Annotated in this window: 26 protein-coding genes; 20 read left to right on the top strand and 6 right to left on the bottom strand. The window is 48.5% G+C overall.

Annotation, left to right across the window (positions count from 1 at the left end; translation table 11 throughout):
• The first annotated feature begins 9 nt into the window (after nt 1–9).
• From rplF to AACU55_RS13745, 15 genes are all read left to right on the top strand, one after another.
• Nucleotides 10–543 carry a 50S ribosomal protein L6 gene (rplF, locus tag AACU55_RS13815; protein WP_013573698.1) on the top strand — a complete coding sequence of 178 codons (534 nt, stop codon included), beginning with the start codon at nt 10–12 and terminating at the stop codon, nt 541–543.
• 9 nt (nt 544–552) lie between these two features.
• On the top strand, nt 553–906 hold the full coding sequence (gene rplR, locus AACU55_RS13810; RefSeq protein ID WP_013573699.1) for a 50S ribosomal protein L18: 354 nt from the start codon (nt 553–555) through the stop codon (nt 904–906).
• 14 nt (nt 907–920) lie between these two features.
• Nucleotides 921–1,421: a 30S ribosomal protein S5 gene (rpsE, locus tag AACU55_RS13805; protein WP_013573700.1), complete on the top strand. Its 501-nt coding sequence runs from the start codon at nt 921–923 to the stop codon at nt 1,419–1,421.
• Nucleotides 1,422–1,427: 6 nt separating this feature from the next.
• Nucleotides 1,428–1,607: a 50S ribosomal protein L30 gene (rpmD, locus tag AACU55_RS13800; RefSeq protein WP_013573701.1), complete on the top strand. Its 180-nt coding sequence runs from the start codon at nt 1,428–1,430 to the stop codon at nt 1,605–1,607.
• Between the two features lie 3 nt (nt 1,608–1,610).
• A complete protein-coding gene (gene rplO, locus AACU55_RS13795; protein WP_013573702.1) occupies nt 1,611–2,045 on the top strand; it encodes a 50S ribosomal protein L15 in 435 nt (144 codons plus the stop codon).
• A 7-nt stretch (nt 2,046–2,052) separates the two neighbouring features.
• Complete coding sequence (secY, locus tag AACU55_RS13790) at nt 2,053–3,384, top strand: preprotein translocase subunit SecY (RefSeq protein WP_013573703.1); 1,332 nt, start codon at nt 2,053–2,055, stop codon at nt 3,382–3,384.
• 33 nt (nt 3,385–3,417) lie between these two features.
• On the top strand, nt 3,418–3,534 hold the full coding sequence (rpmJ, locus tag AACU55_RS13785; RefSeq protein WP_002227352.1) for a 50S ribosomal protein L36: 117 nt from the start codon (nt 3,418–3,420) through the stop codon (nt 3,532–3,534).
• 148 nt (nt 3,535–3,682) lie between these two features.
• On the top strand, nt 3,683–4,039 hold the full coding sequence (gene rpsM / locus AACU55_RS13780; protein WP_013573704.1) for a 30S ribosomal protein S13: 357 nt from the start codon (nt 3,683–3,685) through the stop codon (nt 4,037–4,039).
• A 17-nt stretch (nt 4,040–4,056) separates the two neighbouring features.
• A complete protein-coding gene (gene rpsK, locus AACU55_RS13775; protein ID WP_004929731.1) occupies nt 4,057–4,446 on the top strand; it encodes a 30S ribosomal protein S11 in 390 nt (129 codons plus the stop codon).
• Between the two features lie 30 nt (nt 4,447–4,476).
• Nucleotides 4,477–5,097 carry a 30S ribosomal protein S4 gene (gene rpsD / locus AACU55_RS13770; protein ID WP_013573705.1) on the top strand — a complete coding sequence of 207 codons (621 nt, stop codon included), beginning with the start codon at nt 4,477–4,479 and terminating at the stop codon, nt 5,095–5,097.
• 25 nt (nt 5,098–5,122) lie between these two features.
• On the top strand, nt 5,123–6,112 hold the full coding sequence (locus tag AACU55_RS13765) for a DNA-directed RNA polymerase subunit alpha (RefSeq protein WP_002919219.1): 990 nt from the start codon (nt 5,123–5,125) through the stop codon (nt 6,110–6,112).
• Nucleotides 6,113–6,152: 40 nt separating this feature from the next.
• A complete protein-coding gene (gene rplQ / locus AACU55_RS13760; protein WP_013573706.1) occupies nt 6,153–6,542 on the top strand; it encodes a 50S ribosomal protein L17 in 390 nt (129 codons plus the stop codon).
• 172 nt (nt 6,543–6,714) lie between these two features.
• Nucleotides 6,715–7,083 (top strand): DnaJ family domain-containing protein, encoded by a 369-nt coding sequence (locus AACU55_RS13755; RefSeq protein WP_134707073.1) that lies wholly within the window; start codon nt 6,715–6,717, stop codon nt 7,081–7,083.
• 2 nt (nt 7,084–7,085) lie between these two features.
• On the top strand, nt 7,086–7,502 hold the full coding sequence (gene zntR / locus AACU55_RS13750) for a Zn(2+)-responsive transcriptional regulator (protein WP_119261138.1): 417 nt from the start codon (nt 7,086–7,088) through the stop codon (nt 7,500–7,502).
• 96 nt (nt 7,503–7,598) lie between these two features.
• On the top strand, nt 7,599–7,799 hold the full coding sequence (locus tag AACU55_RS13745; protein WP_037035586.1) for an alternative ribosome-rescue factor A: 201 nt from the start codon (nt 7,599–7,601) through the stop codon (nt 7,797–7,799).
• Between the two features lie 15 nt (nt 7,800–7,814).
• Here the strand turns inward: AACU55_RS13745 and mscL are convergent, their stop codons facing one another.
• From mscL to def, 5 genes are all read right to left on the bottom strand, one after another.
• Entirely contained in the window at nt 7,815–8,231 is a 417-nt protein-coding gene (mscL, locus tag AACU55_RS13740; protein WP_134707062.1) for a large-conductance mechanosensitive channel protein MscL, read from the bottom strand.
• 127 nt (nt 8,232–8,358) lie between these two features.
• Entirely contained in the window at nt 8,359–9,735 is a 1,377-nt protein-coding gene (trkA, locus tag AACU55_RS13735) for a Trk system potassium transporter TrkA (protein WP_013573711.1), read from the bottom strand.
• Nucleotides 9,736–9,795: 60 nt separating this feature from the next.
• Nucleotides 9,796–11,085 carry a 16S rRNA (cytosine(967)-C(5))-methyltransferase RsmB gene (gene rsmB / locus AACU55_RS13730; RefSeq protein WP_134707072.1) on the bottom strand — a complete coding sequence of 430 codons (1,290 nt, stop codon included), beginning with the start codon at nt 11,083–11,085 and terminating at the stop codon, nt 9,796–9,798.
• 75 nt (nt 11,086–11,160) lie between these two features.
• Nucleotides 11,161–12,120 carry a methionyl-tRNA formyltransferase gene (gene fmt / locus AACU55_RS13725; RefSeq protein ID WP_200227263.1) on the bottom strand — a complete coding sequence of 320 codons (960 nt, stop codon included), beginning with the start codon at nt 12,118–12,120 and terminating at the stop codon, nt 11,161–11,163.
• 1 nt (nt 12,121) lies between these two features.
• Nucleotides 12,122–12,634, bottom strand: coding sequence for a peptide deformylase (gene def, locus AACU55_RS13720; RefSeq protein WP_013573714.1), 513 nt, complete (start codon nt 12,632–12,634; stop codon nt 12,122–12,124).
• A gap of 128 nt (nt 12,635–12,762) precedes the next feature.
• Between def and dprA the strand changes: the two genes are divergently transcribed.
• From dprA to aroE, 5 genes are read left to right on the top strand one after another with little or no spacing between them, the layout of a single operon-like run.
• Entirely contained in the window at nt 12,763–13,932 is a 1,170-nt protein-coding gene (gene dprA, locus AACU55_RS13715; protein WP_134707060.1) for a DNA-protecting protein DprA, read from the top strand.
• Complete coding sequence (locus AACU55_RS13710; protein WP_013573716.1) at nt 13,904–14,377, top strand: DUF494 family protein; 474 nt, start codon at nt 13,904–13,906, stop codon at nt 14,375–14,377. Before dprA ends, AACU55_RS13710 begins: the two co-directional genes overlap by 29 nt.
• A 24-nt stretch (nt 14,378–14,401) precedes the next feature.
• Complete coding sequence (locus AACU55_RS13705; protein WP_037035580.1) at nt 14,402–14,962, top strand: DNA topoisomerase family protein; 561 nt, start codon at nt 14,402–14,404, stop codon at nt 14,960–14,962.
• Entirely contained in the window at nt 14,955–15,524 is a 570-nt protein-coding gene (gene tsaC / locus AACU55_RS13700) for an L-threonylcarbamoyladenylate synthase type 1 TsaC (RefSeq protein ID WP_037035579.1), read from the top strand. Before AACU55_RS13705 ends, tsaC begins: the two co-directional genes overlap by 8 nt.
• A gap of 3 nt (nt 15,525–15,527) precedes the next feature.
• Nucleotides 15,528–16,355: a shikimate dehydrogenase gene (aroE, locus tag AACU55_RS13695; protein WP_013573719.1), complete on the top strand. Its 828-nt coding sequence runs from the start codon at nt 15,528–15,530 to the stop codon at nt 16,353–16,355.
• 51 nt (nt 16,356–16,406) lie between these two features.
• Here aroE and AACU55_RS13690 read toward each other — a convergent pair whose 3' ends face one another.
• Entirely contained in the window at nt 16,407–16,949 is a 543-nt protein-coding gene (locus AACU55_RS13690; protein WP_013573720.1) for a gamma carbonic anhydrase family protein, read from the bottom strand.
• Nucleotides 16,950–17,257 lie beyond the last annotated feature (308 nt).

Below are 17,257 nucleotides of genomic sequence, written 5' to 3'. Positions count from 1 at the left end.
GAGGAAAGAATGTCTCGTGTTGCAAAAGCACCCGTCGTCATTCCTGCCGGCGTAGAGGTAAAACTCAACGGTCAGGTTATTTCGATTAAGGGTAAAAACGGCGAGCTGTCACGTACTATCCATGACGCTGTTGTAGTTAAGCAGGAAGAAAATACACTGACTTTCGCTCCACGCGAAGGCGCTGTAGACGGTTGGGCCCAAGCGGGTACCACTCGTGCACTGTTGAACTCTATGGTTGTAGGTGTTACCGACGGCTTCACTAAAAAGCTTCAACTGGTAGGTGTTGGTTATCGTGCTGCTGTTAAAGGCAACGTGGTGAATTTAGCCTTAGGCTTCTCTCACCCGGTCGATCATCAACTGCCGGAAGGCATCACTGCAGAATGTCCGACCCAAACTGAAATCGTGCTGAAAGGCGCTGATAAACAGGTTATCGGTCAGGTTGCTGCGGATTTACGTGCCTACCGTCGTCCTGAGCCTTATAAAGGCAAGGGTGTCCGTTACGCCGACGAAGTCGTGCGTACCAAAGAGGCTAAGAAGAAGTAAGGTAACACTATGGATAAGAAATCTGCTCGTATCCGTCGTGCGACCCGCGCACGCCGCAAGCTCAAAGAATTGGGTGCGACTCGTCTGGTGGTACATCGTACCCCGCGTCATATTTACGCACAGGTTATCGCACCAAACGGTTCTGAAGTAATAGTTGCTGCATCTACTGTAGAAAAAACTATCACTGAGCAACTGAAGTATACCGGCAACAAAGATGCTGCCACTGCTGTAGGTAAAGCTATCGCAGAACGCGCATTGGAAAAAGGGATTACGAAAGTATCCTTTGACCGTTCCGGTTTCCAATATCATGGTCGAGTCCAGGCACTGGCAGATGCTGCCCGTGAAGCTGGCCTTCAGTTCTAAGGAAGAGGTTTAAGATGGCTCACATCGAAAAACAAGCTGGCGAACTGCAGGAAAAGCTGATCGCGGTAAACCGCGTATCTAAAACCGTAAAAGGTGGCCGTATCTTCAGCTTTACCGCACTGACAGTTGTTGGTGATGGTAACGGTCGCGTTGGTTTTGGCTACGGCAAAGCACGCGAAGTTCCGGCAGCGATCCAGAAAGCGATGGAAAAAGCCCGTCGCAACATGATGAATGTCGCGCTGAATAGCGGCACCCTGCAGCATCCTGTTAAAGGTGCTCATACGGGTTCCCGTGTGTTCATGCAGCCGGCTTCCGAAGGTACCGGTATTATCGCCGGTGGTGCAATGCGCGCCGTCCTGGAAGTTGCAGGGGTTCATAACGTATTGGCTAAAGCTTATGGTTCCACCAACCCGATCAACGTGGTTCGTGCAACTATCGATGCTTTGGCAAATATGAAATCCCCACAAATGGTCGCTGCCAAGCGTGGTAAATCCGTTGAAGAAATTCTGGGGTAATTAACCATGGCAAAGACTATTAAAGTTACACAAACTCGCAGTTCCATTGGCCGTCTGCCGAAGCATAAAGCTACTCTGCTGGGCCTGGGTCTGCGTCGTATTGGTCACACCGTTGAGCGCGAGGATACTCCTGCTGTACGCGGTATGATCAACCTGGTTTCCTACATGGTTAAGGTTGAGGAGTAAGAGATGCGTTTAAATACTCTGTCTCCGGCTGATGGTGCCAAACAAGCGCCAAGGCGTGTAGGTCGTGGTATTGGTTCTGGCCTGGGTAAAACCGGCGGTCGTGGTCACAAAGGTCAGAACTCACGTTCTGGTGGTGGCGTACGTCGTGGTTTTGAAGGTGGTCAGATGCCTTTATATCGTCGTTTGCCGAAATTCGGCTTCACCTCCCGCAAAGCTATGATCACGGCAGAAGTTCGTCTGTCTGAACTGGCTCTGGTGGAAGGCGACGTGATCGACCTGAACGCGCTGAAAGCCGCTAACGTGGTTGGTATCCAGATCGAGTTCGCGAAAGTAATCCTTTCTGGCGAAGTCGGTCGTGCGGTAACTCTGCGTGGTTTGCGTGTCACCAAAGGCGCTCGTGTTGCTATCGAAGCTGCTGGCGGTAAAATTGAGGAATAAGTAGCAGATGGCTAAGCAACCGGGATTAGATTTTCAAAGTGCCAAGGGTGGACTAGGCGAACTGAAGCGCAGACTTTTGTTTGTTATCGGTGCGCTGATTGTTTTCCGTATCGGCTCTTTTATTCCGATCCCTGGTATTGATGCCACTGTACTTGCCAAATTGCTCGAGCAGCAAAGAGGTACCATCATTGAAATGTTTAATATGTTCTCTGGTGGTGCCCTTAGCCGTGCTTCAATCTTTGCTCTGGGGATCATGCCGTATATTTCGGCATCGATCATTATCCAGCTGTTAACGGTGGTTCATCCAGCGTTAGCTGAAATAAAGAAAGAAGGGGAGGCTGGCCGTCGTAAGATTAGCCAGTACACCCGTTACGGTACGCTGGTATTGGCAGTGTTTCAGTCAATCGGTATTGCTACCGGTCTGCCGAACATGCCTGGTATGCAGGGCCTGGTGTTAAATCCAGGCTTTGCGTTCTACTTTACTGCAGTTGTGAGCTTAGTGACCGGGACAATGTTCCTGATGTGGCTGGGGGAGCAGATTACTGAACGAGGTATCGGTAACGGTATTTCCATCATAATCTTTGCAGGTATCGTAGCGGGTCTCCCGCCAGCGATTGCCCATACTATCGAACAAGCTCGGCAAGGCGACCTGCACTTCCTCCTGTTGCTGTTGGTTGCAGTTTTAGTGTTTGCAGTGACTTTCTTTGTGGTGTTTGTTGAACGTGGTCAACGTCGTATCGTCGTTAACTATGCTAAGCGCCAACAAGGTCGTCGTGTCTATGCAGCACAGAGCACGCACTTACCGTTGAAAGTGAATATGGCCGGGGTTATCCCAGCGATCTTCGCTTCCAGCATTATTCTGTTCCCGGCCACGATTGCATCATGGTTTGGGGGTGGGACTGGTTGGAACTGGCTGACTACGATTTCGCTGTATTTGCAGCCTGGACAACCGCTTTATGTGTTACTCTATGCGACTGCAATCATCTTCTTCTGTTTCTTTTATACTGCGTTGGTTTTCAACCCGCGTGAGACAGCAGATAACCTGAAGAAGTCCGGTGCATTTGTACCAGGAATTCGTCCGGGAGAGCAAACGGCGAAGTACATCGATAAAGTAATGACTCGCTTAACCTTAATTGGTGCGATGTATATTACTTTCATCTGCCTTATCCCGGAGTTCATGCGTGACGCGATGAAAGTTCCATTCTACTTTGGTGGTACTTCTCTACTGATCGTAGTCGTCGTTATCATGGACTTTATGGCTCAAGTGCAAACTCTGATGATGTCAAGTCAGTATGAGTCTGCATTGAAGAAAGCAAACCTGAAAGGCTATAACCGCTAATCTGGTGAGTTTGCGAAGTTACGGAGAGTAAAAATGAAAGTTCGTGCTTCCGTCAAGAAATTATGTCGTAACTGCAAAATTGTTAAGCGTAACGGTGTCGTTCGCGTAATCTGCAGTGCAGAACCGAAGCATAAACAGCGTCAAGGCTGATTATCTCGCATATTTTTCTTGCAAAGTTGGGTTGAGCTGGCTAGATTAGCCAGCCAATCTTTTGTATGTAAGCAGCAATACTATTTGAGTATCCTGAAAACGGGCTTTTCAGAATGGTGTTGCCGTATATAAATAGTAGGAGTGCATAGTGGCCCGTATAGCAGGCATTAACATTCCTGATCAGAAACATACTGTAATCGCATTAACTTCGATCTACGGTATCGGCAAAACCCGCTCACAGTCTATCTGTGCTGCATCCGGTATTGCTGAAAATGTTAAGATCAGTGAGCTGTCTGAAGAGCAAATCGAAAAACTGCGTGACGAAGTTGCCAAGTTCATTGTTGAAGGTGATCTGCGTCGTGAAGTCACCCTGAGCATCAAGCGTCTTATGGACCTTGGGACTTATCGTGGTTTGCGTCATCGTCGTGGTCTTCCAGTACGCGGTCAGCGTACCAAGACTAACGCACGTACCCGTAAGGGTCCGCGTAAACCGATCAAGAAATAATCGGGGTGATTGAATAAATGGCAAAGGCACCTGTTCGTACACGTAAACGTGTAAGAAAACAAGTCTCTGACGGCGTGGCTCATATCCATGCTTCTTTCAACAACACCATTGTTACCATTACCGATCGTCAGGGTAATGCTTTGGGTTGGGCAACAGCTGGTGGTTCCGGTTTCCGTGGTTCTCGTAAATCCACTCCGTTCGCAGCTCAGGTTGCAGCAGAGCGCTGCGCTGACGCAGTGAAAGAATACGGTATCAAGAATCTGGAAGTTATGGTTAAAGGACCTGGTCCTGGTCGTGAGTCTACTATCCGCGCATTAAACGCGGCTGGTTTCCGCATCACTAATATTACTGATGTGACTCCTATCCCTCATAACGGTTGTCGTCCGCCGAAAAAGCGTCGCGTATAACGCTGCTTTTAGGTTTGTTGGAGAGAGAAAATGGCAAGATATTTGGGTCCTAAGCTCAAGCTTAGCCGTCGTGAGGGCACAGATTTATTCCTTAAATCTGGCGTTCGCGCGATCGATACCAAGTGTAAAATCGAACAAGCTCCTGGTCAGCATGGTGCGCGTAAGCCGCGTCTGTCTGACTACGGTGTACAGTTACGTGAAAAGCAAAAAGTTCGCCGTACTTACGGTGTTCTGGAGCGTCAGTTCCGTAACTATTATAAAGAAGCAGCACGCCTGAAAGGCAACACTGGTGAAAACCTGTTGCAACTGCTTGAAGGTCGTTTGGACAACGTCATTTATCGTATGGGCTTCGGCGCTACTCGTGCGGAATCCCGCCAGTTAGTTAGCCACAAAGCTATTATGGTAAACGGTCGCGTTGTTAACATCGCTTCTTATCAGGTATCTCCGAATGACGTTGTCAGCATCCGTGAGAAAGCTAAAAAGCAATCTCGCGTGAAGGCCGCTTTGGAGTTGGCTGAACAGCGTGAAAAGCCGACTTGGCTTGAAGTTGATGCTGCTAAGATGGAAGGTGTGTTCAAGCGTATGCCTGAACGTACTGATCTGTCTTCCGACATTAACGAACACCTGATCGTCGAGCTTTACTCCAAGTAAAGCTTAGTACCAAAGAGAGGACACAATGCAGGGTTCTGTGACAGAGTTTCTAAAACCGCGCCTGGTAGATATCGAGCAAGTCAGTTCGACGCACGCCAAGGTGACCCTTGAGCCTTTAGAACGTGGCTTTGGCCATACTTTAGGCAACGCACTGCGCCGTATTCTGCTTTCATCCATGCCGGGTTGCGCGGTGACCGAGGTTGAGATTGATGGTGTACTGCATGAGTACAGCACCAAAGAAGGCGTACAGGAAGATATCCTGGAGATCCTGCTCAACCTGAAAGGGCTGGCGGTGAGAGTTCAAGGGAAAGATGAAGTTATTCTTACCCTGAATAAGTCTGGCATTGGCCCTGTGACTGCAGCCGACATTACCCATGATGGTGATGTCGAAATCGTCAAGCCGCAACATGTCATCTGCCACCTGACCGATGAGAACGCTGCAATTAGCATGCGTATCAAAGTTCAGCGCGGTCGTGGTTATGTGCCGGCGTCTGCCCGAATTCATTCGGAAGAAGATGAGCGCCCAATTGGTCGTCTGTTAGTAGACGCATGCTACAGCCCTGTAGAGCGAATTGCCTACAATGTTGAAGCAGCGCGTGTAGAACAGCGTACTGATTTGGACAAGCTGGTTATCGAAATGGAAACCAACGGTACGATCGATCCTGAAGAGGCGATTCGTCGTGCGGCAACCATTCTTGCTGAACAACTTGAAGCTTTCGTTGATTTACGTGATGTACGTCAACCGGAAGTCAAAGAAGAGAAGCCGGAATTCGATCCAATCCTGCTGCGCCCTGTTGACGATCTGGAATTGACTGTCCGCTCTGCTAACTGCCTTAAAGCAGAAGCAATCCACTACATCGGTGATCTGGTACAGCGTACCGAGGTTGAGTTACTTAAAACACCTAACCTGGGTAAAAAATCTCTTACTGAGATCAAAGACGTACTTGCGTCCCGTGGTTTGTCTCTGGGCATGCGCCTGGAAAACTGGCCACCAGCAAGTATTGCTGACGAGTAACCGGATCACAGGTTAAGGTTTTACTGAGAAGGATAAGGTCATGCGCCATCGTAAGAGTGGTCGTCAACTGAACCGTAACAGCAGCCACCGACAGGCTATGTTCCGTAACATGGCCGGCTCTTTGGTTCGTCATGAGATCATCAAGACGACCCTGCCGAAAGCGAAAGAGCTGCGTCGCGTTGTTGAGCCGCTGATTACTCTTGCCAAGACCGACAATGTTGCAAATCGTCGTCTGGCATTCGCCCGTACTCGTGATAACGAGATCGTGGCAAAACTGTTTAATGAACTGGGTCCGCGTTTCGCGAGCCGTGCTGGTGGTTACACTCGTATTCTTAAGTGTGGCTTCCGTGCAGGCGACAATGCGCCGATGGCATACATCGAGCTCGTTGATCGTGCAGAGTCAAAAGCAGAAGTAGCAACTGCTGAATAATCTGTAGATGCATGAAAAAACCGGGCTTTTGCCCGGTTTTTTTACATCTAAAATTCACGTTTCTAAACCTTTTCTTCCCAGTTTTCACCATGCTAAATTCCACTCTCTTTTCCAGCGCGCCGCTTCCAGCTATGATCTAAGATGGCTCGTTCAATGTGACAAAGGCGAAATCATGTTTCTAATTGATCAGTGGGTTGAAAAGCACATCAAAGATGCTCAGGAAAAGGGTGAATTTGATAACCTTCCTGGAAATGGCCGTCCCCTTATCATGGATGACGAAAGCGCAGTTCCGGAGGAGCTCAGAACGTCCTATCGTATCTTGAAAAATGCAGGCTATTTGCCGCCTGAGTTGCAGGATCGAAAAGAGGCGATCGATTTGGATCATCTACTGAACATGTTAGACAGTGATGATCCAAAGTTTCTTCCCGCAGAAAAGCGTCTGAAGGTTTTACAAATGCGTTTACAGCAGGCAGGTATGAACACTGACTTTCTTCGGGGGCATTACGAAAAAGCACTGAAGGATAAATTGAGAGGGAAATAGACATGTATAAAATTGGTGAACTTGCCAGGCTGGCCAGCGTGTCCACAGATACTATTCGTTACTATGAAAAGCAGGGAATGATGGGAGCGGGCACACGTAATACATCAGGTTATCGGCAATATGATGAAAGCGATGTGCAGCGCTTACGCTTCATCCGCTATGCCAAATCTACAGGTTTTACGCTTGATGCAATCAAGGAGTTACTTTCTATTCGAATCGATCCCTTGCATCATACTTGTCAGGAGTCAAAGTCTATTGTGGATGAACGACTCGCAGAGGTTGAGCTTAAATTAAAGGAGCTTAATCAGATGCGTGAATCCCTGCAAAGATTGAGTGCCGCTTGTTGTGGCTCCTCACATACGAGCGTAAGTTGCTCTATTTTAGAAGCATTAGAGGATGGAGCGGGTAAAGTAGCTTGAATGTTCCGGTCGTATAATAGCCACTTTCATAGTTAGGATTATAGCAGTATGATGTGCGCGCATTTTGTTCACTACTATTAATCATATCGAGGTTTTATGAGCCATTATAAGCATCAAAAAGGCATCATTCAGAATAACGCGTTACAAGCGCTTCTTCATGATCCACTGTTCAAACAGCGTGTTGAGAAAAATCAAAAAGGGAAAGGGAGCTACCGTCGCAAAGAGAAAAATGGGAAGGGGAGTTATCTGGAGGGCAGTGTTGAGTGTTCGTTTGAGTATTCAACACTGCCCTTCTAATCAGTCTAAGCAGAATTACAGTTTCGGTGCCTGCTGCTCTTTCAGCAAATCACGAATTTCCGCTAACAGAGCTTCTTCCGCTGTTGGTTTAGGTGGTGCAGCGGGCTTATCTTCCTGCTTACGACGCATTTTATTCATCAAGGTAATTGCGCAGAATATGGCCAGTGCAACAATGATGAAATCAAACACGTTCTGAATGAATACCCCGTAATGCATGACTACTGGGGGTGCTGCTCCCTGGGCCTCCCTGAGGACAAAAGCAAACTGCTTAAAATCAACTCCGCCAATCAGCAAGCCTAGCGGTGGCATAATAATATCAGCGACAAATGACGATACTATTTTGCCAAAAGCGGCGCCGATGATAACACCGACTGCCAGGTCGACCACGTTGCCGCGCATGGCAAACTCACGAAACTCTTTCATAAAACTCATAAATACTACTCCTTGGCAAATTCATCAAATATGTCAAACCAAGTAAAGACCATTTGCAGGGTCTTCGCTACAAAACTTCTCATCTGAAACTCAATTAACGCTAAATTCGATTAACAAAAGGTGCAATTTATAAGAAGAATGGGCTTGGCTGGAACAGCCGTTCAACATCCCTGACAAACTTCTTATCGGTAATAAACATCACAACATGGTCACCCTGTTGGATCCTGCTGGTGCCGTTGGCAATAATAACCTCATTACCGCGCACAATGGCCCCAATCGTTGTACCTGGTGGCAGTTTGATTTGTTCCACGGTACGACCCACAACTTTTGATGTTGTCTCATCGCCATGTGCAATTGCTTCAATGGCTTCCGCGACACCGCGTCTCAGCGATGAAACACTGACGATGTCTGCTTTTCTGACGTGTCCAAGCAACGCTGAAATCGTTGCCTGCTGAGGCGAAATTGCAATATCGATGACGCTGCCCTGCACCAAATCGACATATGCACTGCGCTGGATGAGAACCATCGCCTTTTTCGCGCCCATCCTCTTGGCCAGCATTGCGGACATGATGTTCGCTTCATCATCATTGGTAATAGCGATGAATACATCCACTTGTTCAATATGCTCTTCAGCCAGCAATTCCTGATCCGAGGCATCACCGTAGAAGACAATCGTATCTTGCAATATCTCTGCAAGCTCTGCGGCTCGCTGCTGATCCCGCTCGATGAGTTTTACGCTGTAATTCTTCTCAAGCCGTTGTGCAAGCCCCGCCCCGACATTGCCGCCACCTACGATCATGATTCGTTTATAAGGTTTTTCGAGCCTCTGAAGCTCGCTCATGACTGCACGGATATGCTGAGAAGCTGCCACAAAGAATACTTCATCACCGGCTTCGATAATGGTTGAACCCTGGGGGCGAATAGGACGATCCTGGCGGAAAATGGCTGCAACCCGCGTTTCAATGTGCGGCATGTGTTCACGCATTGAAGAGAGTGCATTACCGACTAAAGGCCCACCGTAATAGGCTTTTACCGCCGCAATACTGACTTTGCCTTCTGCGAAATTCACCACCTGTAGTGCACCCGGATACTCAATGAGTTTGTAGATATAATCCGTGACCAGTTGCTCCGGAGAAATCAGGTGGTCGATAGGCACGGCTTCCGGATGGAAAAGTTTTTCAGATTCACGGATATATTCAGTTGAACGGATACGGGCAATGCGGTTTGGTGTGTTAAACAGTGAATAGGCAATCTGGCAGGCGACCATATTAGTTTCATCGGAATTCGTCACAGCTACCAGCATATCTGCATCTTCGGCGCCGGCTTCGCGAAGTACACGAGGGTGAGAACCGTGCCCCTGGACTACACGCAGGTCAAACTTATCCTGAAGCTGACGCAGCCGGATGGTATTCGTGTCGACAACCGTGATGTCGTTGTTTTCACCTACCAGGTTTTCGGCAAGTGTTCCGCCAACTTGCCCGGCCCCGAGAATGATTATTTTCATATGACTCTCTGCTTTGCCTCGAAGGTATTAGCCTGAGTAAACAGCACTAATACGAGATATTCAGCTTTTAACAAGTTTAGCGTAATAGAATCCATCGCCATCTTCAGGATGTGGAAGATTCTGTCGGCCCGGTTTTTCCATCGTTCCGGTTTCAACCAGCGTAGCATCCTGATGTGATTCGAGGAATGAGGCTATTTGCTGGCAGTTTTCATCCGGCAAAATCGAACAGGTGGCGTACACCATGATCCCTTTACTTTTTAGCCGTGGCCAGACGGCATCAAGAATTTCTTTTTGGAGGCTGGCGAGTTCGGCAATATCACTGTCTCTGCGCAGCCATTTGATGTCAGGATGCCGGCGGATAACGCCCGTCGCTGAACAGGGGGCATCGAGAAGAATGCGGTCGAAAATGCGATCACCTGCCCAAATCTGCGGCTCGCGCCCATCGCCTTGCTTCACTTCCGCGCTGAGTTTCAAACGCTGAAGGTTTTCATGAACACGTTTCAAACGTTGCTCATCCACATCAACAGCGAGAACATGCGCTTTAGGTGCAGCTTCCAGAATATGGGTAGTTTTCCCGCCCGGCGCGCAACATAAGTCGAGGATCAATTCGCCATTCTGTGGATCCAGCAGATCAACACTGCCTTGTGCCGAAGCATCCTGAACGGTGACCCAGCCTTCTGTGAATCCCGGAAGAAGGTTTACCTGACATGGCGTGTTCAGCCGTAATGCATCGCGGTATTCCGGATGCGGAACTGCTTCGATGTGTACTTCGTTTAACAGGTGTAGGTACTCGTCGCGTGTGTGATGCAGCCTGTTGACGCGCAGCCACATCGGCGGCCTTTGATTATTGGCATCAACGATACTTTCCCACTCAGTGGGGTAAGCTTTTTTCAGGCGGTTAAGAAGCCAGCTCGGGTGGAGATGGCGGCTGTCATTGTTGGCCATGCGTTGAAGCAATTCTTCCTGCTGCCGCTGAAACTGACGCAACACGCCGTTGATCAGACCTTTTAACTGAGGGCGTTTTAGCGCAACGGCACCGTCAACAGTTTCAGCCAGTACGGCGTGTGCCGGAATCCGGGTATGGATCAGCTGATACAGACCCACCATCAGTAAGTAATGCAATGTTCTTTGCTTACCAGTGAGAGGTTTTGCCATCAGTTGCTGCAAGCACCATTCCAACTGTGGGAGGACGCGAAGCGTACCAAAGCACAGCTCCTGAAGGAGTCCGCGATCTTTTTCTGAGACGTTTTTCTGCAGACCAGGAAGAACAGTGGACAGGGATAATCCTTTGTCCAAAACCTGGCTGATGGCTTGAGCGGCAATGCTACGGAGATTATAGGCTGTTTTCATAGTCAAAAAAGCTGACCGGAGCCAGCATTATCAAAGAGATAAGGCCCGACGAAATATCGGGCGTAGTCGTTATGGTCAGGCTAAACGCGTGCCTTCGATAAACCATTCACGACGAGAGTTCAGCAAATCCTGTGCGGACATTGCTTTTTTACCTGAGGGTTGTAACTGGATGATGTTCAGGATGCCATCGGATGTTGCAATCTGAATACCCTTTTTGTCGGCAGCAACAATAGTCCCGGGGGCAGCGCTGCTTTTTCCTGACAGACATTCAGCCTGCCAGACTTTCACAGGCTGATCATCAATCATAAAGAAGCTTACGGGCCATGGGTTAAATGCACGAATACAGCGTTCAAGTTGTTCGGCCGATAGATTCCAGTCTAAGCGTGCTTCTTCCTTGCTGAGTTTCTCAGCGTAGGTTACGTGCTCTTCGCTTTGAACTTCAGGTTTTGCTGAGCCGTTCGCCAACTGCTGTAATGTTTCAAGCATACCCTGTGGGCCCAGCTCAGCCAGCTTGTTGTAAAGCGATGCGCTGGTATCCTCGGGGAGAATGTCACATTCTACTTTGTGCAGCATATCGCCGGTATCAAGGCCGACATCCATCTGCATGATGGTGATACCTGTTTTTGTATCACCTGCCCAAAGAGATCGCTGAATCGGTGCTGCGCCACGCCAGCGTGGCAATAATGAGCCATGCACATTGATGCAGCCCAATTTCGGCATATCAAGCACGGCTTTTGGCAGGATCAAACCATAAGCAACGACTACCATAATGTCCGCCTCAAGCGCAGAAACCAGAGACTGATTCTCTTCCGGGCGCAAAGATTTAGGCTGGAAAACCGGGATGTCGTGGGTTTGAGCCAGAACTTTAACCGGGCTTGCGGTAAGTTTATTACCGCGGCCAGCAGGGCGATCGGGCTGAGTGAAAACACCGACAACCTGATGTTCTGATGATAAAAGCGCGTCAAGATGACGCGCTGCAAAGTCCGGAGTACCGGCAAATATGATTCGCAAAGCAGTGTCCTGTGTTACACGAATATTAGTCAGCCCGTGCGTTTAGCTTGGCCATTTTTTCCATTTTCTGGCGAATACGCTGACGTTTCAACGGAGACAAGTAATCCACGAATAATTTACCTACCAGATGATCCATTTCATGCTGGATACAAATTGCCAGCAGGTCATCGGCTTCGAGCTCGAAGGTTTTACCGTCACGGTCAAGCGCGCGGATTTTTACTTTTTCAGCACGCGGCACCAGCGCCCGTTGATCAGGGATCGACAGACAGCCTTCTTCAATCCCTGTTTCGCCGCTCTTTTCCAGCAATTCAGGGTTGATGAGAACCAGACGCTCGTCGCGGTTTTCAGAGACATCAATCACGATGATACGCTGATGAATATCGACCTGAGTTGCAGCAAGGCCAATGCCTTCCTCTGCATACATGGTTTCAAACATATCATCCACGATCTGCTGGATTTCAGCGTTAACTTCTTTGACCGGTTTTGCCGTTATGCGAAGCCGCTCGTCTGGGAAATGTAATATCTGTAATACGGACATATTTTTCTGGATCTTTATTCAATTGATTGAAGATATATAGACTCTATTCTAGACATTTCCTGCCCAGATTGACAGCATCCTCTGCCAATTGTATCAGTCGCTGAAAGGCCTTGAGAAGGGAATGGATAATGACATTACAGGAAGCATGGATACGTTTGTCGGTGTTAAAACGCCTCGATCCTCATCACGCTATGGGGATCATTCAGACCTTATTCTGCCGGGGCATTTATTCGTCCTCAGAATTAGCAAACAGTGGGCTTCTCCCCGAACAAATAGCCGATTTTCAGCATATTAATCAGCGCTGGTTAGTTGAATCATTGAAATGGCTGGAAGGAGAGAATTGTCATCTTATTACTTTTGGTAGCGAGTTTTATTCCCCGCTGTTAGCACAAATATCCTCCCCGCCTCTGATTTTGTTCGCAGAAGGAGCCGCTGAATTACTGCTATCCCCGCAAATAGCGATGGTGGGAAGCCGCGATTACTCACATTATGGCGAACAATATGCACAGGTATTTGCAGGGGGGCTGGTCAGCAGTGGTTTTACCGTGACAAGCGGTCTGGCAATGGGAATTGATGGAATCAGCCATAAGGCAACACTAGAAGCTCAGGGTAAGACGATTGCTGTGTTGGGAAGCGGACTGATGAAGCGCTATCCACCCTGTCATCTGAAGCTCGCAGATCGCATCCTCGAGCAGGGAGGAGCTCTGGTTTCAGAACATCTGGTGACGGCGCCGCCTTTAGCTGCCCACTTTCCCCGCCGTAACCGGGTTATCAGCGGGTTGAGTGCGGGTGTACTTGTTATCGAAGCCACGCTGCGCAGCGGCTCATTGATTACTGCACGCTATGCACTGGAGCAAGGAAGGGAAGTGTTCGCGTTGCCAGGCCCGCTGGGAAGTGCAACCTGCGAAGGAACACACTGGCTTATTCAGCAGGGCGCTTATCTGGTGACTGAGCCCAATGATATCGCCGAACATATAGGGAGCGGGCTGACCTGGTTTCCAAATATCAAAGCGTCAGAATCCTTGAAAATGCCTCCGGATGGTCACTCTGATGCGTCAGAGGTGAATATTTGTGCGCCAGATAGCGAAGTTGAATTGCCATTTGCTGATGTGTTGGCTAACGTAGAATATGAGGTGACATCTGTTGACGTCGTCGCCGAACGTGCCGGCCAACCTGTGCCAGAAGTTGTAGGTAAACTACTCGAACTGGAGTTAGCAGGATGGATCGCAGCTGTACCCGGCGGCTATGTCCGAATTAAGAGGGCAAGCCATGTTCGACGTACTAATGTACTTATTTGAAACTTACATTCACAACGAAGCGGAGATGAATGTTGACGAGGATAGGTTAACGGATGACTTGGCCGAGGCTGGTTTTCACCGGGCTGATATTCACAATGCGCTGAATTGGCTTGAAAAACTTGCGGACATGCAAGAGGGTGGAACCCCATCTTATATGCTGGATTCTGATCCTTCAGCATTACGTGTGTATACCGATGAGGAAACGAGTCGGTTAGATAGCAGTTGTCGTGGTTTTTTGCTGTTTCTGGAACAAATCAAAGTATTGAATTTCGATACCAGAGAGATGGTTATCGATCGTGTTATGGCTCTGGACACTGAAGAATTCGATCTTGAGGATCTGAAGTGGGTCGTGCTGATGGTTCTGTTTAATATTCCCGGATATGAAAGAGCGTATCAGCAAATGGAAGAGCTATTATTTGAAGTTAATGAAGGTTATCTGCACTAAGAGATAACAGGTAAAACGTAACATATGACAAAAGCAGCACTTTTTGCTGATAAGCAAAATGGATCCTGTCCAGCATGCGGGGCCGATTTGGTGATCCGTAGTGGTCGCCACGGCCCCTTTCTCAGTTGTTCATCCTACCCGCAATGTCAGTATGTTCGTCCCCTGAAATCACAGGCGGATGGGCATATTGTGAAAATCCTGGAAGGACAGGCATGCCCTAAATGTGACTCCACTTTGGTGCTGCGGCAGGGGCGTTACGGCATGTTTATTGGTTGCAGTCAGTATCCTGAATGCGATCATATTGAAGCTATCGATAAACCTGAAGAAACTACTCTGGGCTGCCCGCAATGTGGAAAGGGTCATCTGTTACAGCGCAAATCACGTTTTGGCAAAGTATTCCACGCCTGTGATCGTTACCCGGAATGTCAGTTTGCCATCAATAATAAGCCAGTTGCAGGAGAATGTGTTCATTGCCATTACCCATTGTTGATGGAAAAGAAAACGGCTCAGGGGATTAAGTTATTCTGTGCCAGTAAATTGTGCGGCAAAGCCGTAGAAATAAAAGATAACGAACAAGATGAATAAAGAGACAGAAAAATCATTGAGTGCAGTGCTTGAGGCGCTTCACGGACAACATGTTATTGCTTATCCAACGGAAGCGGTTTTCGGGTTGGGGTGTGACCCAGATAGCGAACAAGCCGTCGAGGCATTGCTGGCGCTGAAAAAACGTCCAAAAGATAAAGGACTCATTCTGATTGCTGACAATTATCAGCAGCTCCTTCCTTATATTGATGACTCATCTTTAACGGAGCAACAGCTTGCGCATGTCGTTTCATTCTGGCCAGGCCCCGTTACCTGGGTTATGCCTGCAAAACCCTCGACACCTGATTGGCTTACCGGCCGTTTCACTTCGCTGGCGGTGCGTGTCACAGACCATCCTCTGGTAAAAGAACTCTGCCAAAAATTTGGAAAACCGCTGGTTTCAACCAGTGCGAACCTGAACGGGCAACCTCCTTGCCGTTTGTCTGAAGAAGTCAGGCTTCAGTTTGGGAAAGATTTTCCCGTTCTGGATGGCGATGTGGGAGGAAGAGATAATCCATCTGAAATTCGGGATGCCCTCACTGGCAACCTTATTCGTCAAGGTTAACAAATGAAAGTCACGCCATCTTTTGCGGTATTTGGGAATCCGATCGGCCATAGCAAATCCCCTCGCATTCATGCGCTTTTCGCCCGACAGACGGGGATCGACCATACATATGGCACGGTTCTGGCCCCGCAAGAAGCGTTTGAAGAGACGCTGCGTTCCTTTTTTGAAAACGGAGCACTGGGGGCAAATATTACAGTACCTTTCAAAGAGCGCGCTTTTGCTGAGTCAGATGAGCTGACCGAGCGGGCTGCCATGTCCGGTGCTGTGAATACGCTTAAAAAGTTCGAAGATGGGCGATTGCTTGGGGATAACACCGACGGCATCGGCATGTTGAACGATCTTGAGCGGCTGGCGCTTTTAAAGCGAGGGGACCGGGTTCTTCTGATTGGCGCCGGTGGCGCTGCGCGTGGGGTGATACTTCCTTTACTGTACTATGGCTGCCCGGTTGTTGTTACTAACCGGACGTTTGAACGCGCACAGCACCTGAGCCATATTTTCGAAAAGAAAGGGGATATCCGGGCTATTGCTTTGGCCGATCTGGCCGATGAATCTTTCGATCTGATCATTAATGCTACTGCATCGGGTATTAAAGGTCAGATCCCAGAGATCCCCGAAAGTGTGCTGACGACGCAGACCCGCGTCTACGACATGTTTTATCAGTCGGGTTTAACGCCTTTTATCACCTGGGCGAAAAATAATGGGGTAACTCATTATGCAGACGGGCTGGGGATGCTGGTGGGGCAGGCAGCGCACGCTTTTTATCTGTGGCATGGGGTGATGCCCCAAATAGAACCAGTGCTTGAGGAGCTAAAGAAAGACTTGCTGGGGTGATTGTGAAATGCCTGAACAATCAGATTTATTACTGTTCAGGCAGTACGCTTCTTATTGCTCCTGTGAAAGATAGAGATCTTTCCATGTCACATAATTATTAGAAGAGTATGTCAGTCCTGCGAGTTCATCAGAAGTCAGTTCTCGTATCTGCTTAACAGGACTTCCTAAATAGAGGTAGCCACTTTCGAGTGTTTTCCCAGGTGGAACCAGACTGCCTGCACCAATCATGACATCGTCTTCGACGATAGCCCCGTCCAGCAGTATTGATCCCATTCCGACCAAAACTCTGTTTCCGATCGTGCAACCATGCAGCATCGCCTTATGCCCGACAGTGACGTCTTCCCCAATAATAAGAGGGTGCCCCTCGGGATTATGTCGTGACTGATGAGTCACATGGAGCACACTTCCATCCTGCACATTAGTCCGACAGCCGATAACCACATTATTCACATCACCACGTATTACAACCAGTGGCCAGATACTGACGTCATCAGCCAGATCCACATCGCCAATCACCACGCTTGAGGGATCCACCATCACTCTTTCACCCAATGTTGGTGTTAATCCCTGATAAGAACGTAAAGTCTGAGACATCTGAAGTACCCCGTAAGTGAGTATTAATCTTGGCAATATAGTTCGGGTCGGGGGAAATACCAATTGAGGGGCGATAAGATCGGCGTTAAAAACAGCAGATCGGGTGAGATCTCTGCGAAGGGGTCGAAAAACACGCAGTCGATCCTTTTATTGGAAAAAAGGCTTGTGCAAAAAATTCGGATCCCTATAATGCCGCTCCATCGACAGGGAACAACGTGAACAACATCACGAAGTAACCGGGTCGGAAAGATTAAAAACAGCGGCAACCGGATAAAATAAACGGTTGACACTGAATGAGGAAAGCGTAA

It is taken from the genome of Rahnella sp. CJA17(1/100) (assembly GCF_963881615.1).
Lineage (GTDB): Bacteria > Pseudomonadota > Gammaproteobacteria > Enterobacterales > Enterobacteriaceae > Rahnella > Rahnella aceris.
Note: the sequence above shows the minus strand (reverse complement) of the source record. Positions and strands in the feature narration are given on the sequence as shown.